Genomic DNA, 13,349 nt, shown 5'->3' on the forward strand with positions numbered 1-13,349 from the left:
GCCCACATGGCCACCTCCCGGGTGGAAGTCCGGCCGGGAGGCGGCCATCTCGCCGGCTGCCCGGGGAGTGGGAGACAGGTGGGACGACCGGTCAGGACAGGTCGAGGCCCGGGTAGAGCGGGTGCTTGTCGAGCATCTCGGCCGAGGCGGCACGCGTCTTGTCGGCGATGCCGTCGGCGAGGGTGTACGACGCCTTCGACGGGCCACCGGCCTTGGTGGTGCCGGGGGCGGTGTTCTTCAGGACGTCGACGACCAGCTCGGCCACGTTGTCGAACTCGTCGTGCCCGAAGCCGCGGGTGGTCAGCGCCGGCGTGCCGAAACGGATGCCGGAGGTGTACCAGGCACCGTTCGGGTCGGCGGGCACCGAGTTGCGGTTGGTGACGACACCGGCGTCGAGCAGGGCCGACTCGGCCTGGCGACCGGTCAGGCCGAACGAGCTCACGTCGAGCAGCACGATGTGGTTGTCGGTGCCGTCGGTGACCAGCTTGGCGCCACGGTTCATGAACCCGTCGGCCAGCGACTTGGCGTTGTCGGCGATGTTCTGGGCATAGGTCTGGAACTCGGGCTGGCGAGCCTCGGCCAGTGCCACCGCCTTGGCGGCCATCACGTGCGACAGCGGGCCGCCGAGCACCATCGGACAACCGCGGTCGACCGAGGGCGCGTACTCCTCCTGGGCCAGGACGAGGCCGCCGCGCGGGCCGCGCAGGGACTTGTGCGTGGTGGTGGTGGTGATGTGGGCGAACGGGACCGGGTCCTCGTCGCCGCTGAAGACCTTGCCCGCGACCAGGCCGGCGAAGTGCGCCATGTCGACCATGAGGGTGGCGCCGACCTCGTCGGCGATCTCGCGCATCTTGGCGAAGTTCACCCGTCGCGGGTAGGCCGAGTAGCCCGCGACCAGCACCAGCGGCTTGAACTCGCGGGCCTTGGCGGCAACCTTGTCGTAGTCGAGCAGCCCGGTCTCCGGATCGGTGCCGTACTGCTGCTGGTGGAACATCTTGCCGCTGATGTTGGGACGGAACCCGTGCGTGAGGTGGCCACCCGAGTCGAGCGACATGCCGAGCAGGCGCTGGTTGCCGAGCTCGTGGCGCAGCGTCTCCCAGTCCTCGTCGGTCAGCTCGTTCACGTTCTTCTTGCCGAGCTTCTCCAGAGCCGGGCCCTCGATGCGGTGGGCGAGGATCGACCAGAAGGCGACCAGGTTGGCGTCGATGCCCGAGTGCGGCTGCGCATAGGCGTACGGCGCCCCGAACAGCTCGCGGGCGTGCTCGGCGGCCAACGTCTCGACGGTGTCGACGTTCTGGCAGCCGGCATAGAAGCGGTGGCCGACGGTGCCCTCGGCGTACTTGTCGCTGAACCACGTGCCCATCGTGAGCAGGACGGCCGGCGAGGCGTAGTTCTCACTGGCGATCAGCTTCAGCGAGGAGCGCTGGTCGGCCAGCTCCTGGCGGGTGGCCTCGGCGATGCGCGGCTCGACGGAGCCGATCACCTCGAGGGCCTGCTTGTAGGCGGAGCTGGTCAGGCCGCTCAGGTTCTGGCCGGACAGGTTGGAGGCAGACGCATCAGTCATGGGGCACACACTAGTGACTCCCGGTGCGGGCGCGAGCGCCGGTCGAGGCGCCGTGCGGAGTGACCTGCCCCACGTCAGGGGGTCCCGGCAGGCTCAGATCTCCGCACAGCGTCTTGCATCGTGAGATCTGTGTCCACACCATGAGATTCGCTGTTGTGGGCAGCGCGTCCAAGGGTTGAGACTCATGCCCATGATCAGCGCTGCAACGCACACGTACCTCGTGGTTCGACGCCACGTGGACTACGGGCGCGTCCGCAGCATGATGTGTTGGCCTTCCTGACCACCCCGCCGCCCAGCAAGTGAGCAGCGGGCGCCCAGACCGAACAGTCCCCGGGCGCCGGTCGCAGGCCAACCCGACGTTTCAATGTCGCAGCGTCGGAGCCTCGCATCGCGCGTCAAGAAATCTGCGCCGAAGGAAACCGATGAACGACGCTCCCGCACCACGCACGCCCCGCCCCCGCCCCAAGAAGGGCGAAGGGCAGTGGGCTCTCGGCTACCTCGAGCCGTTGAACAAGAACGAGCAGTCCAAGAAGGACGACAACCCGCTCAACGTGCGGGCCCGCATCGAGAACATCTACTCCAAGCGGGGCTTCGACTCGATCGACCCGGCCGACCTGCGTGGCCGCTTCCGCTGGTACGGCATCTACACCCAGCGTGCCCCCGGCCTCGACGGCGGCAAGACCGGCGCCCTGGAAGAAGAGCAGCTCGACGACCGCTACTTCATGATGCGCGTGCGCAGCGACGGCAGGCTGCTGAGCCCCGCGCAGCTGCGCACCCTGGGCGGCATCTCCACCGACTACGCCCGCAGCACCGCCGACATCACCGACCGCTCCAACATCCAGTACCACTGGATCGAGATCGAGGACGTCCCCACCATCTGGGAGCGCCTCGAGGCAGTCGGCCTGAGCACGGAAGAGGCCTGCGGTGACTCTCCCCGCGGCATGCTCGGCTCCCCCGTGGCCGGAGTGGCCAAGGACGAGATCATCGACGGCACCCCGGCGCTGCTCGAGATCAACCGTCGTCGCACCGGCAACCCCGAGTACTCCAACCTCCCCCGCAAGTTCAAGACGTCGGTCAGCGGTCACCCGAGCCTCGACGGTGCTCCCGAGATCAACGACGTCTCGTTCGTCGGTGTCGAGCACCCCGAGCACGGGCCCGGATTCGACCTCTGGGTCGGTGGCGCACTGTCCACCAACCCGTTCCTGGCCGCCCGGATGGGCGTCTGGATCCCGCTCGACGAGGTGGCCGACGCCTGGGAGGGCGTCATCTCCATCTTCCGTGACTACGGCTACCGCCGGCTCCGCTCGCGGGCCCGCCTGAAGTTCCTGGTCAAGGACTGGGGCATCGAGAAGTTCCGCGAGGTCCTCGAGACCGAGTACCTCCAGCGCAAGCTCATCTCGAACCCCTCTCCCGAGCGCGCCACCAGCAACGGTGACCACATCGGCGTGCACGAGCAGAAGGACGGCAAGTTCTACATCGGTGCCGCCCCGGTCGTGGGTCGCGTCAGCGGCGAGGTGCTGACCGGACTGGGCGACCTCGTCGAGAAGTACGACGTCGCCGGCGTGCGCTTCACGGCGTACCAGAAGCTGGTCCTGATCGGCGTCGACGAGGACAAGGTCGAGGACGTCGTCGCTGCCCTGGCACGCATCGGGTTGGAGGCACGTCCGTCCCAGTGGCGCCGCTCCACGATGGCCTGCACCGGCATCGAGTTCTGCAAGCTGGCCATCGTCGACACCAAGCAGCGTGCCCACGACCTGATCGACGAGCTCGAGCGTCGCTTCCCTGACCTGGACACCCCCATCACGGTCAACGTGAACGGCTGCCCGAACTCCTGCGCCCGCACCCAGGTCGCCGACATCGGGCTCAAGGGCCAGCTGGTGCTCGACGACGACGGCAACCAGGTCGAGGGATTCCAGGTGCACCTCGGCGGCGGCATCGGCCTGACCGCAGAGCTGGGCCGCAAGCTGCGCGCCCACAAGGTCACCAGCAAGGGCTTGGACGACTACATCACCAACGTCGTCCACGCCTACCTGGGCCAGCGCACCGACGGTGAGAGCTTCGCCACCTGGGTGGCCCGCGCCGACGAGGACGTGCTGCGTGGCGAGAAGGCCCTCGAGGCCGTCTGATGTCCGAGCGCGCACAGCCCCAGCTCTGCCCCTACTGCGGGGACGACGACCTGCGACCGCACGACGGTACGCCGGGTTCGTGGGAGTGCCGCTCCTGCCTGCGCGCCTTCACCCTGAAGATGACCGGAATGATCCGACCCACCGCAGGAGGTGGCTCATGACCGCGGCAACGACGGCGGCCGCCGCTGCCTACCGCGGCTCGCACACCGCGGACCGCTCCCCGGAGGAGCTGCGCGAGATCGTCTCCCACGTGGGCGCCGAGCTCGAGCTGGCTCCGGCCGAGGACATCATCGAGTGGGCCGTGGCCACCTTCGGGTCCAAGTTCTGCGTCACCTCGTCCATGGGTGACGCCGTGCTGGCGCACCTGGCGGCCAAGGTCGCCCCGGGCGTCGACGTGGTCTTCCTGGACACCGGGTACCACTTCATCGAGACCATCGGCACCCGCGACGCCGTCGAGGCGACGATGAACGTCAACCTGGTCACCATCAAGCCCGACCTGACCGTTGCCGAGCAGGACGCGCAGTACGGCAAGGACCTCTACAAGACCGACCCCGACATGTGCTGCGCCCTGCGCAAGGTCAAGCCCCTGGCCGACTCGTTGGCCAACTACGACGCCTGGGCCACCGGCCTGCGGCGCGCCGAGACCCACAACCGCGTCATCGCGCCCGTGATCGGCTGGGACGCCAAGAAGGGCAAGGTCAAGGTCTCCCCCATCGCCCGATGGTCCGACGAACAGGTGGAGCGCTACGTCGCCGAGAACGGCGTGCTGGTCAACCCGTTGGTCCACGACGGCTATCCCTCGATCGGGTGCTGGCCGTGCACCGCACGCGTCGCCCCCGGCGAGGACCCACGCTCCGGTCGTTGGGCCGGGCAGAACAAGACCGAGTGCGGGATCCACTCGTGATCGGCCACAGCAACACGCCAGCAGAACAACCAGCGACAAAGGTGTCGTTCAACATCGCTCGTGAAGGGAGGCAGTTCTCATGACTGCTCCTGCTCTGATCGCTCTCGCCCACGGAAGCCGCGACCCGCGGCATGCCGAGACCATCACCGCCCTCGTCAACGAGGTGAAGACGATGCGCCCCGACCTGCGCATCGAGACGGCCTTCCTCGAACTGTCGAAGCCGTCCTTCAACACGGCGGTGAACAAGCTGGTCCGAGCCGGCTACGACGAGATCGTCGTCGTCCCCCTCCTCCTCAGCGATGCGTTCCACGCCAAGGTCGACGTGCCCACCGCGGTGGCCGAGCAGACCGCCCGCCACGAAGGGCTGCAGATCCGGGCGACCGAGGTGCTCGGCCTCGAGCAGGCCTTCCTGGAGGTGCTCGACCTGCGCCTGCGCGAGGCGCTCAAGGACGCCCGTGTGCGCGAGCTCGACGCCCTGGTGCTGGCCGCAGCCGGTTCCAGCGACCCGCTCGCCAACCAGGCCGTCGGACGACTGGCCCGCCTGTGGGGCACCCACCACAAGCTCCCCGTGAAGGCGGCCTTCGCCTCGGCCACCCCGCCCGCCACGGGTGAGGCCGTTCGCGCCTTCCGGGGCGAGGGACGCCGCCACATCGCGGTCGCCTCGTTCTTCCTGGCCCCCGGCTTCCTGCCTGATCGCGCTGCCGAGCTCGCCCTCGAGGCCGGTGCAGTGGCGGTGTCCGCTCCCCTGGGTGCCCACCCCACCCTGGCGCGGACGATCCTGGCCCGGTACGCCGTCGGCGCCGTGGAGCTCGTCCCCGTCTGATTCGCCAACCACGGGCGGTTGGTGCGCAAGAACCCACCGTTCGCGGCGCAAGAACCCACCGTTCGGCGCGCAAGAATCCACCGTTCGGCGCGCAAGAATCCACCGTTCGGCGCGCAAGAATCCACCGTTCGCGTCAGGAGACGAGCTGGTGGGCCAGGCGCTCCAGTTGTCGGGCCGGGTCATTGGTGATGCCGCCGTGCACCGGGCCCGGCTGGACCACCGTGCTCTTCGGCGCCTTCAGGAAGCCGAAACGGGTGCCGAGCGGCTTGTCCGCCGCCGCCCCGCCACGCGAGTCCCCCGCGCAGATTCCCTCGATGAAGTCGAGGGCGCGGCAGACCTGGTCGAGGTCCAGGCCCGGGTGCAGCGCGGTGAGCCGCTCCCGGTCGACGTTCCAGGCGACCTGGAGGAAGTCCGCTGCCTGGCAGTAGACCAGCACACCGACGTTCACGAACTCCTCGCGCTCGACGCGCGGCACGCACCGCAGCACGACGTACTGGTAGGCGAGGTCAGTCATGACGCGCCTCCGGGGAGCCATTGCCGCGTCCCGAGCCGAGCCGTCAGGAAGGCGACGTACGCCGACCGAACGGCCGCCGCGTCCTCGGCACCGGGCACCGGCTCGAGCCACTCGTCGGGCACCTTGGCGAGGATCTCGGTGAAGACCGAGGCGTCGAGCAGGCCGGCGATCTCCTTGTCGGCGGCCGGTAGGGCCTCGACGTGCCCGAGCATGACGTGGTCGCTGGGGTCCCACGGCTGGGCCGCGAAACGCGATGGATCGGTGACCCCTCCGCCCCATGCGTGATGGAAGTAGAGGGCCGCGCCGTGGTCGATCACCCACAGGTCACCGTGCCAGAGCAGGAGATTCGGGTTGCGCCAGCTCCGGTCGACGTTCGCGGTGAAGGCATCGAGCCAGAGCACCTTCGACGACACCTGGGGTGACGTGGAGGTGTCGCCGTCGAACCCGAAGGAGCCGGGCAGGAAGTCCACACCGAGGTTGAGGCCGACGCTGGCGGTGAGCAGGTCCTGGACCTCTTCGTCGGCCTCGTAGCGAGCAATGTCCGACGAGAGCTCCAGCGCGACCAGGCGCGGAGTGAGCAGGCCGATGCGCCGGGCCAGCTCACCCACGATGACCTCGGCGACCAGCACCCGCAGCCCTTGCCCGGCACCGCGGAACTTGCACACGTAGGTGCCGAGGTCGCCGGCCTCGACGATCCCCGGAAGCGATCCGCCCTCGCGCAGGGGCGCCACGTAGCGCGTGACGGGAACGACGTCGATCACGAGAGTGGTTCCTCGTGCTCCAGCCGGGCCTTCTGCTCCTCGACGTCGAAGTCGGCCTCGGGCCAGGCCAGGTCCATCGCGCGCAACGCCTCGATCAGGAGCTCGCCGACCGCCAGGTTGCGGAACCACTTGCGGTCGGAGGGGACGACGTACCACGGGGCGTGCTCGGTGTTGGTCTTCTCGATGGCCAGCTCGTAGGCCCGCTGGTACGCCGGCCACAACGCACGCTCGTCGATGTCACCCGGGTTGAACTTCCAGAACTTGGTCGGGTCGTCGAGCCTGGCGAGCAGTCGTTCCTTCTGCTCGTCGGCGGAGATGTGCAGCATGCACTTGATGAGGATGACCCCGTCGTCGACCAGCTCCTTCTCGAAGGAGTTGATCGCTGCGTAGCGGTGCTCGATCTCCTCGGGTGTCGCGAGCTCGCGGACCCTGCCGACCAGCACGTCCTCGTAGTGCGATCGGTCGAAGACACCGATGTAGCCGGGCGCGGGCACCGCCTTGCGGATCCGCCACAGGAAGTCGTGCTCCAGCTCCTCCTGGGTGGGGGCCTTGAAGGACGTGATCCGCACTCCTTGGGGATCGACCAGCCCGACAGCGTGGCGAATCACCCCGCCCTTCCCGGAGGTGTCCATCCCCTGCAGCACCAGGAGGATCCGTCGCTCGTCACCCGTCCCTCGCTGGGCGAACAGCTGCTCCTGGAGGTCGGCGAGCTCGTCACCGAGATCGATCAGTGCCTGCTCGCCGGCATGCTTGTCATCCTCGAACCCGGGCTGACCGTGCGGGTCGAACTCGCCGAGGTCGATCGCGCCGGACGGCGCGCGGAGGAGCTCGTGGAAGGTCGCGTGGTGGGCCATGGCGCCAACACTAGTCAACCGAGCACCCGACGGACGTCGAGGGCGCAGCCGACGACGGTCGCCGTCGTGCCGTCGCTCAACGGCTCGTCGAACCACGTGCCCTGCACGAACCCCACCTTCTCCAGGACCCGCAACGACGCGGCGTTGCGGTGGTCGGGCGCCGCGAAGTAGGTCGTGGCGTCGGGGAAGCGCTTGCGGGTGCGGCGCAACCAGGCCCAGAGCATGGCCGCGCCGAGCCCCTTGCCGATCCAGGCATCCTCGCCGATGGCGTAGTCGACGCCGATGGCCTCGGGGTCGGGGGTCAGCAGCGCGAACTCCGGGTAGTCGCTGAGCCGGTAGTCCTGGAGGAATCCCACCGATCGGCCGTTCACCTCCACCACCCACATCCGGGTCGGGGTGGTGCCGTCGATGTGCGGGGCGTACTTCGCCGTCACCGTCTCGAGGTCCGGCGAGCCGTCGTCGAACCACCACTTGTGCACATGCTCGGCAGCACGCCACCTGGCCACGTCGGGGAGGTCACCCCGCTCCATCGGGCGCAGCAGCACGCGCAGGTCAGGGTCGACGATGAATCTCTTGGGCTCCGCCGACAGGTCGACCGCGGTGGGCTCTCCCATCACGGTCGCGGCCAGCCGCTGGGCGGCAGCGTTCCACGACTCGTCACCGTGGACGACTCCGGACAGCTCCCGCTCGCCGTGTCGCACCACCACGTGCACCTGCTCGGCCATGGGCAGCAGGCTAGCCGTGGCACCGTCGGCCGGTCACCCAGTCGACCGGTCACCAGTCGGACGGCGCCTCGAGCGAGTCGTCGGCCGGTCACCCAGCCGACCTGTCACCAGTCGGACGGCACCTCGAGCGAGTCGTCGTCCGGCCCCTCGGCGGCAGCCGCCAGCTCCTCGCGCACCACGGAGAACGTCATGCCCGGCGGGTACCCCTTGCGAGCCAGCATCCCGACCAGGCGCCGCGTGGCCTTCACCTCGTCGAGCCCGGACATCGAACGCAGCTTCTTGCGGACCAGTCGCCGCGCGGCCGCCTCCTCGTCGTCGGGATCGATCTCGTCGAGCGCCTCTCGGGCCACGAGGTCGTCGATGCCCTTGCGACGCAGCTCCTGCGCCAGGGCGCGCCGGGCCAACCCCTTGCCCGGTTGTCGTGAGGCGATCCACGCGCGCGCGAACGCCTCGTCGTCGACGAGGCCGACCTCCTCGAACCGGTCGAGCAACCGGACGGCGATGTCGTCGGGGACGTTCTTCCTCGCCAACCTATCCGCCAGCTCCTTGCGGCTGCGAGCCTGACCGGTCAGCTGGTCGAGCAGGATCTTGCGAGCCACCGCCTCGTGGTCGGCCTCATCTCCCGAGCCGTCGTCATCGGGCGCCAACCCGCTGCCAGGGGCGCCGTCTCGAGGAACCTCCGCCTCCGAAGTCGGGGCGCTGTCGGCAGCGGCGGTGGCGGTGGCGGTGGCGGTGTCAGGTCGCGTGATCTCCCCCGCCGCCACCGCACGCAACCAGGCGTCGACCCCGTCACTGACGTTGCCCTGCCAGCTCGGCGAGGCGTCGCCTCCATCGACCGGCATCTGGTCAGCGGCCCCGGCGCCGGGCGGTGTCCCCGATCCCGGGTCCACCGCCCACGCGGGTGGTGGCCCCTCGGAGAGCTGTGCCGACCACTCGGTCGGCTCGGCCTCGAAGGGGCCGGACATCAGAAGTCGATGTTGGTCGGCTCGTCAGCCAGGTCGACGGGCTCGTCGACCTTCGGCCCGACGCCGAGCTTCTCGAGGATCTTCTTCTCCAGCTCGTTGGCCAGGTCGGGGTTGTCCTTGAGGAAGGTGCGGGCATTCTCCTTGCCCTGGCCGAGCTGGTCGCCCTCGTAGGTGTACCAAGCGCCGGCCTTGCGGACCAGGCCCGCCTCGACACCGACATCGATCAGGCCACCCTCGCGGCTGATGCCCTTGCCGTACATGATGTCGAACTCGGCCTGCTTGAACGGCGGGGCCACCTTGTTCTTCACGACCTTGACGCGGGTGCGGTTGCCGACCATGTCGGTGCCGTCCTTGAGCGTCTCGATGCGTCGTACGTCGAGGCGCACGGAGGAGTAGAACTTCAGCGCGCGACCACCGGTGGTGGTCTCGGGCGAGCCGAACATGACACCGATCTTCTCGCGCAGCTGGTTGATGAAGATCGCGGTGGTGCCGGAGTTGTTGAGGGCACCGGTCATCTTGCGCAGAGCCTGGCTCATCAGGCGAGCCTGGAGGCCGACGTGGCTGTCACCCATCTCGCCCTCGATCTCGGCGCGAGGAACCAGGGCCGCCACCGAGTCGATCACGATCAGGTCGAGCGCGCCGGAACGGATCAGCATGTCGGCGATCTCGAGCGCCTGCTCACCGGAGTCGGGCTGCGAGACCAGCAGGGCGTCGGTGTCGACACCCAGCGCCTTGGCGTACTCCGGGTCGAGCGCGTGCTCCGCGTCGATGAACGCGACGATGCCGCCGGCGGCCTGGGCGTTGGCCACCGCGTGCAGGGCGACCGTCGTCTTTCCGGAGGACTCCGGACCGTAGACCTCGACCACACGACCGCGCGGCAGGCCGCCGAGGCCCAGGGCCACGTCGAGCGCGATCGAGCCGGTGGGGATGATCTCGAGCGGTGCACGGGTCTCGTCGCCGAGGCGCATCACCGAGCCCTTGCCGAAGCTCTTCTCGATGTTGGCAAGCGCTGCGTCGAGCGCCTTGTCGCGGTCTCCAGCCATGGCTGCGTGTCCTTTTCGTGAGAGGTCGATGTGTTGTCCCGGACGCTAGACCGAGCCACCGACAATGGGTGCCGACCACCTGCAGGGCTGTGGACAACCCCGGTCGACAGCACTCAGACTAGCCCGAACAGACGTTCGATCAAGCGCGACACGCAGGCGTGGAATCGAACAGGTGATCGGACAGGTTCACTTGTCCCGGAACGGCAGGTCCAGGGTGCGCCAGACCGCCTCCCACACGCGCTTCGGTGACTCCCCCGCTGCCAGTGCCTCCTGGACCGTGCGCGAGCCGAGCTCGCTGATGACGTGCTGCTCGGCCCACGAGCGCGCGTACCCCGGACCCAGCGCCTGCTCCATCCGGGCCCAGAACTCCGTGTGCCTCATCGACGTCGCCCCCGCACGACCAGCCATGCCTGGCCCCCGTCGGACTGCTGGCGGACCACCTCGGCGACCGACCATCCGCTCTCCTCGAGGACCTCACGCAGCGGCGCCTCCTGCCAGAGGACGAAGTGCCGGGGAGCCTCGATCGTGCCGTGCGTCGACCATCGTTCGCCCTCGCCCTCCTTGAGGGCCACGTGGAGCACGCCCTCCCGCCGGGTCGCCTCGGCCAACCGCCGCAGCACCACGGGGAAGTCGTCGCGGGCGACGTGCAGCAGCGAGGCGTGCGCCCACACACCGTCGTACGGCTCCGGTCCCCTCGGATCGGCCAGCGCGTCGGTGAGCGGGTCGAGGCGGTCCGCCTCGTGGCCCTCGGCACGCAGCAACGCGACGAAGGCCGGTGTGCCGTCCGTGCGTCGCACGCTCAGGCCGGCCGTCTCGAGCGCGAGGGCGTCGCGACCGCCTCCGCTGCCCACCTCCAGCACCCGGGCACCGCTCCCCAGCTCGGCGGCGAACCAGGCGACCTCGGAGGCCACGCCCTCGTTCATGGTCATCGATGCGTCCCGGTACGCCACGGCGTTCGCGTCGTACGCCGAGACCGTCGACCGCCGCGCGTCGCCGACGTCGTGGAGATGGTGGACGACGTCGTGCAGCTGGTACTGCCCGAGCGTCCCGACCGTGAAGGCGGACCCGTCGCTGCGCCGGCCGGTGCGCTGCCACTGGTCGTCCTCGACCGCGTCGAAGAGGGCGCCGACGGAGGCAGCCGCGGCGACCAGCTCGTCCAGCACGGTGGCCGGATCCCGGTCGGCGTACTCCCCCGCCACTGCCGCCGCATCCTGGTCCCAACCGGCCAGCTCCGGGTCGTCCTGGTCGAGCATCAGCTGCAGGCGCTGCGCGAAGACGAGGTGGACGTCGCGCACGTGGCAGGCATACTCCAGCGGCGACCAGACGTCGTCCGCCGGTCGGTTCCGCACCTGCTCCGCGGGCCCCGACAGCACCGAGCGCCACGCCGCCGCGTTCGATCGAATCGCCGCTCCGACACGCTCACGCGCGACGGCGCCGCTGCGGAATCCGCAGGCGGCACAGGGGGTCTCGAGGACCCAGGTCCAGTCCTTGGTGTCAGGTTCGATCGGCACACGCCCATTCTGCGACACGGCCCACCTGCGAGAATGAGGGGCATGGGCGAATACTCCACACGGTCCGCACGCGAACGCGATCTCAAGGACATCGCCGCGATCTACAGCCACGCAGTGGACCACTCGCACGCGACCTTCGACCTGGAACCCCCCGACCTCGACTACTGGCGGGCCCGCCTCGACGGCGACCACCCGGGTGACCACCTGCTCGTGGCCGTCGACTCGGACGACCGGGTCGTCGGCTATGCCTACTCGTGGTCCTACCGGCCACGCCCGGCCTACGACACCACCCGCGAGACGTCGATCTATCTCGACAACAGCGTCCGCGGCGAGGGCGTCGGCAAGCTGCTCTATCCCGCGCTGTTGCAGACGATGGCGATCTCCAGCGTGCACACCGCGGTCGCACTCGTGGCCCTGCCGAACCCGGCCAGCGAGCGGCTCCACGTCGGCTGTGGCTTCGAGAAGACCGGTCAGCTGCGCCAGGTCGGCTGGAAGTTCGGCCAGTGGATCGACGTCGCCTGGTACCAGAAGATGCTGGTCACCCTGCCGTAGCCGTCACGTCCGGCCCGCTGGTTGCGAACCGATCCGATCAGCGGCGGTCCGAGAGCACGTGCGCTGCACCGGCCGAGACCGCGGCCGCGCCCAGCACCGCCGGCCACGCGCCGACCTTCTTGGCCAACGGGTGCGAGGCACCGAAGCCACCGAGGTAGATCGCGGACAGTGCCGCTGTCGTCCCTGCCCCGGACTTGGCCAACCACCCACGCCCGGCCAGGACCCCGGCAGCTGCCAGCACCGCCCCACCCAACGGGCGTACGCCGGTGGCGCGGGCGACCAGGTAGCCACCGACCAGACCGGCGGCAGCAACGGGGGCAGTGGGCAGGGCCTGGGCGGCAGGAAGGTTCATGGCACGAACCTATCCACCCGGGACAACGTGGACTCGAGGAGGCGGCCAACCGATCCGCCCCGGTCCTCGTCTCTCCTGTGACACCGGACAGCAACCGAAGAGGAACCACCTTGAGCAGGTCCTACGACGAGGAGTTCACCGCGTTCGCGGCGGCCTCCCTCACCGACCTCCGCGCGTACGGCGTACCTGATGTGCTCCGACTGGCACACCGCGGAGGACGCCGCCCAAGAGACCCTGATCCGGGTCTACCGCTCGTGGCGCCGTGTCGAGAGGCGGGAAGGCCTGCTCGCCTTCGGAGAAGAACCCGATCGTCGCGCCGCCATTGCGTCGTACTGACTGTTCCCACTCGCCGACTGCCCCGAGCGCGCGAGGTCGCTCGCGCGGGGTTCTTTGTGCTTTATTGGACCAGACGTTGAGCCGACGTCTTTTGCTGACGTCGTTCGCGGCGCCCCGTCTGGATCAAGGCCCAGATACATGCAGGGATGTAGATGAACCCGGCAATGCACATGGGCAGGAAGATGAACAGAAAGCCTGCGAACGGATCTCCGTCGCCGTTTGCAGTGTCCTCCTCGTTCGCCCCGCTGAGGTCGTTGCCTATCTCTAGAATGGCCCAGTAGATGACCACCCCGACGATGAGCATCGTGAGCAGAAGAAG

The 13,349-nt window shown here is 69.1% G+C and carries 17 protein-coding genes; 6 read left to right on the plus strand and 11 right to left on the minus strand.

The genetic code is table 11. The features are described from left to right. Window positions 1-91: 91 nt before the first annotated feature. Window positions 92-1,564 (minus strand): glycine hydroxymethyltransferase, encoded by a 1,473-nt coding sequence (locus ncot_RS10535; protein ID WP_168617562.1) that lies wholly within the window; start codon window positions 1,562-1,564, stop codon window positions 92-94. A gap of 422 nt (window positions 1,565-1,986) precedes the next feature. Between ncot_RS10535 and ncot_RS10540 the strand changes: the two genes are divergently transcribed. The 4 genes from ncot_RS10540 to ncot_RS10555 all read left to right on the plus strand — a co-directional run bounded on the left by ncot_RS10540 (window position 1,987) and on the right by ncot_RS10555 (window position 5,417). Further along, on the plus strand, window positions 1,987-3,690 hold the full coding sequence (locus ncot_RS10540) for a nitrite/sulfite reductase (protein ID WP_168617563.1): 1,704 nt from the start codon (window positions 1,987-1,989) through the stop codon (window positions 3,688-3,690). Beyond that, window positions 3,690-3,851, plus strand: coding sequence for a hypothetical protein (locus tag ncot_RS10545; RefSeq protein ID WP_168617564.1), 162 nt, complete (start codon window positions 3,690-3,692; stop codon window positions 3,849-3,851). Before ncot_RS10540 ends, ncot_RS10545 begins: the two co-directional genes overlap by 1 nt. Beyond that, on the plus strand, window positions 3,848-4,594 hold the full coding sequence (locus ncot_RS10550) for a phosphoadenylyl-sulfate reductase (RefSeq protein WP_168617565.1): 747 nt from the start codon (window positions 3,848-3,850) through the stop codon (window positions 4,592-4,594). Before ncot_RS10545 ends, ncot_RS10550 begins: the two co-directional genes overlap by 4 nt. Before the next feature lie 79 nt (window positions 4,595-4,673). After that, a complete protein-coding gene (locus ncot_RS10555) occupies window positions 4,674-5,417 on the plus strand; it encodes a sirohydrochlorin chelatase (protein WP_168617566.1) in 744 nt (247 codons plus the stop codon). A 133-nt stretch (window positions 5,418-5,550) separates the two neighbouring features. Here ncot_RS10555 and ncot_RS10560 read toward each other — a convergent pair whose 3' ends face one another. The 8 genes from ncot_RS10560 to ncot_RS10595 all read right to left on the minus strand — a co-directional run bounded on the left by ncot_RS10560 (window position 5,551) and on the right by ncot_RS10595 (window position 11,790). Beyond that, window positions 5,551-5,931 (minus strand): DUF3037 domain-containing protein, encoded by a 381-nt coding sequence (locus ncot_RS10560; protein WP_168617567.1) that lies wholly within the window; start codon window positions 5,929-5,931, stop codon window positions 5,551-5,553. Next, window positions 5,928-6,692: a HipA family kinase gene (locus tag ncot_RS10565; protein ID WP_168617568.1), complete on the minus strand. Its 765-nt coding sequence runs from the start codon at window positions 6,690-6,692 to the stop codon at window positions 5,928-5,930. Before ncot_RS10565 ends, ncot_RS10560 begins: the two co-directional genes overlap by 4 nt. Next, window positions 6,689-7,546 carry a PPK2 family polyphosphate kinase gene (locus tag ncot_RS10570; RefSeq protein ID WP_168617569.1) on the minus strand — a complete coding sequence of 286 codons (858 nt, stop codon included), beginning with the start codon at window positions 7,544-7,546 and terminating at the stop codon, window positions 6,689-6,691. Before ncot_RS10570 ends, ncot_RS10565 begins: the two co-directional genes overlap by 4 nt. Window positions 7,547-7,560: 14 nt before the next feature. After that, window positions 7,561-8,271, minus strand: a complete 711-nt coding sequence (locus tag ncot_RS10575; RefSeq protein ID WP_168617570.1) for a GNAT family N-acetyltransferase — start codon at window positions 8,269-8,271, stop codon at window positions 7,561-7,563. Window positions 8,272-8,375: 104 nt separating this feature from the next. After that, window positions 8,376-9,236: a regulatory protein RecX gene (locus ncot_RS10580; RefSeq protein ID WP_240937861.1), complete on the minus strand. Its 861-nt coding sequence runs from the start codon at window positions 9,234-9,236 to the stop codon at window positions 8,376-8,378. Next, on the minus strand, window positions 9,236-10,279 hold the full coding sequence (recA, locus tag ncot_RS10585) for a recombinase RecA (RefSeq protein WP_168617571.1): 1,044 nt from the start codon (window positions 10,277-10,279) through the stop codon (window positions 9,236-9,238). Before recA ends, ncot_RS10580 begins: the two co-directional genes overlap by 1 nt. Before the next feature lie 186 nt (window positions 10,280-10,465). Continuing rightward, window positions 10,466-10,660, minus strand: coding sequence for a DUF3046 domain-containing protein (locus tag ncot_RS10590; protein WP_168617572.1), 195 nt, complete (start codon window positions 10,658-10,660; stop codon window positions 10,466-10,468). Beyond that, the gene (locus ncot_RS10595; protein ID WP_168617573.1) at window positions 10,657-11,790 is read right to left on the minus strand and encodes a DinB family protein; all 1,134 of its coding nucleotides are present in this window, start codon (window positions 11,788-11,790) and stop codon (window positions 10,657-10,659) included. The genes ncot_RS10590 and ncot_RS10595 overlap by 4 nt, the downstream gene beginning before the upstream one ends. A 42-nt stretch (window positions 11,791-11,832) precedes the next feature. Here ncot_RS10595 and ncot_RS10600 point away from each other — a divergent pair, with 42 nt between their 5' ends. Next, window positions 11,833-12,342, plus strand: coding sequence for a GNAT family N-acetyltransferase (locus tag ncot_RS10600; protein ID WP_168617574.1), 510 nt, complete (start codon window positions 11,833-11,835; stop codon window positions 12,340-12,342). 37 nt (window positions 12,343-12,379) lie between these two features. On the opposite strand, the gene ncot_RS10605 is transcribed toward ncot_RS10600, so the two are convergent. Then, a complete protein-coding gene (locus ncot_RS10605) occupies window positions 12,380-12,694 on the minus strand; it encodes a hypothetical protein (RefSeq protein WP_168617575.1) in 315 nt (104 codons plus the stop codon). A 189-nt stretch (window positions 12,695-12,883) separates the two neighbouring features. Here ncot_RS10605 and ncot_RS10610 point away from each other — a divergent pair, with 189 nt between their 5' ends. Further along, window positions 12,884-13,030, plus strand: coding sequence for a sigma factor (locus tag ncot_RS10610; protein WP_168617576.1), 147 nt, complete (start codon window positions 12,884-12,886; stop codon window positions 13,028-13,030). A 61-nt stretch (window positions 13,031-13,091) separates the two neighbouring features. Here the strand turns inward: ncot_RS10610 and ncot_RS10615 are convergent, their stop codons facing one another. Further along, complete coding sequence (locus tag ncot_RS10615) at window positions 13,092-13,334, minus strand: hypothetical protein (RefSeq protein ID WP_168617577.1); 243 nt, start codon at window positions 13,332-13,334, stop codon at window positions 13,092-13,094. Window positions 13,335-13,349 lie beyond the last annotated feature (15 nt).

Source organism: Nocardioides sp. JQ2195, assembly GCF_012272695.1.
Lineage (GTDB): Bacteria > Actinomycetota > Actinomycetes > Propionibacteriales > Nocardioidaceae > Nocardioides.

What these genes read in the sequence shown, in the direction of transcription:
- ncot_RS10535 (WP_168617562.1), bottom strand. Translation starts at nt 1,564, where the DNA reads ATGACTGATGCGTCTGCCTCCAACCTGTCCGGCCAGAACCTGAGCGGC.
- ncot_RS10540 (WP_168617563.1), top strand. Translation starts at nt 1,987, where the DNA reads ATGAACGACGCTCCCGCACCACGCACGCCCCGCCCCCGCCCCAAGAAG.
- ncot_RS10545 (WP_168617564.1), top strand. Translation starts at nt 3,690, where the DNA reads ATGTCCGAGCGCGCACAGCCCCAGCTCTGCCCCTACTGCGGGGACGAC.
- ncot_RS10550 (WP_168617565.1), top strand. Translation starts at nt 3,848, where the DNA reads ATGACCGCGGCAACGACGGCGGCCGCCGCTGCCTACCGCGGCTCGCAC.
- ncot_RS10555 (WP_168617566.1), top strand. Translation starts at nt 4,674, where the DNA reads ATGACTGCTCCTGCTCTGATCGCTCTCGCCCACGGAAGCCGCGACCCG.
- ncot_RS10560 (WP_168617567.1), bottom strand. Translation starts at nt 5,931, where the DNA reads ATGACTGACCTCGCCTACCAGTACGTCGTGCTGCGGTGCGTGCCGCGC.
- ncot_RS10570 (WP_168617569.1), bottom strand. Translation starts at nt 7,546, where the DNA reads ATGGCCCACCACGCGACCTTCCACGAGCTCCTCCGCGCGCCGTCCGGC.
- ncot_RS10575 (WP_168617570.1), bottom strand. Translation starts at nt 8,271, where the DNA reads ATGGCCGAGCAGGTGCACGTGGTGGTGCGACACGGCGAGCGGGAGCTG.
- ncot_RS10580 (WP_240937861.1), bottom strand. Translation starts at nt 9,236, where the DNA reads ATGTCCGGCCCCTTCGAGGCCGAGCCGACCGAGTGGTCGGCACAGCTC.
- recA (WP_168617571.1), bottom strand. Translation starts at nt 10,279, where the DNA reads ATGGCTGGAGACCGCGACAAGGCGCTCGACGCAGCGCTTGCCAACATC.
- ncot_RS10590 (WP_168617572.1), bottom strand. Translation starts at nt 10,660, where the DNA reads ATGAGGCACACGGAGTTCTGGGCCCGGATGGAGCAGGCGCTGGGTCCG.
- ncot_RS10600 (WP_168617574.1), top strand. Translation starts at nt 11,833, where the DNA reads ATGGGCGAATACTCCACACGGTCCGCACGCGAACGCGATCTCAAGGAC.
- ncot_RS10605 (WP_168617575.1), bottom strand. Translation starts at nt 12,694, where the DNA reads ATGAACCTTCCTGCCGCCCAGGCCCTGCCCACTGCCCCCGTTGCTGCC.
- ncot_RS10610 (WP_168617576.1), top strand. Translation starts at nt 12,884, where the DNA reads ATGTGCTCCGACTGGCACACCGCGGAGGACGCCGCCCAAGAGACCCTG.
- ncot_RS10615 (WP_168617577.1), bottom strand. Translation starts at nt 13,334, where the DNA reads ATGCTCATCGTCGGGGTGGTCATCTACTGGGCCATTCTAGAGATAGGC.